This window comes from Tropicimonas sp. IMCC34043 (assembly GCF_003390845.1).
Lineage (GTDB): Bacteria > Pseudomonadota > Alphaproteobacteria > Rhodobacterales > Rhodobacteraceae > Tropicimonas.
Window position 1 is genome coordinate 1 of the sequence record NZ_QMEK01000016.1, and the last position, 255, is coordinate 255.

Consider the following 255-nt stretch of genomic DNA (forward strand, 5'->3'; position numbering starts at 1 on the left):
GCGTGGCGATCTGCGCCGGTCTGGCGGCGGGCCTTTATGAGGACTGGGACGATGCGCTGGCGCAGACCGCGGGGCCGCTCAGGGTCTATGACCCCGGCCCGAGATCGGACCGCCTGAACGCCAGCTATGCCAGGTATCAGGATGCCGCGGCGACGCTGGCTCAGCTCCAAGCAAGGATATCGATCCGATGACCGACATGGGCCGCGCGCCCCTTCTGAACCGTCTGCGCGACATCGACCACATCCCCGTCCTGAT

1 protein-coding gene is annotated in these 255 nt (G+C 67.1%); it reads left to right on the top strand.

What is annotated here, in order from left to right:
- On the top strand, positions 1-191 hold a 191-nt coding region (locus tag DQG17_RS21535; RefSeq protein WP_198666238.1), incomplete at its 5' end, for a hypothetical protein.
- Between the last annotated feature and the right edge of the window lie 64 nt (positions 192-255).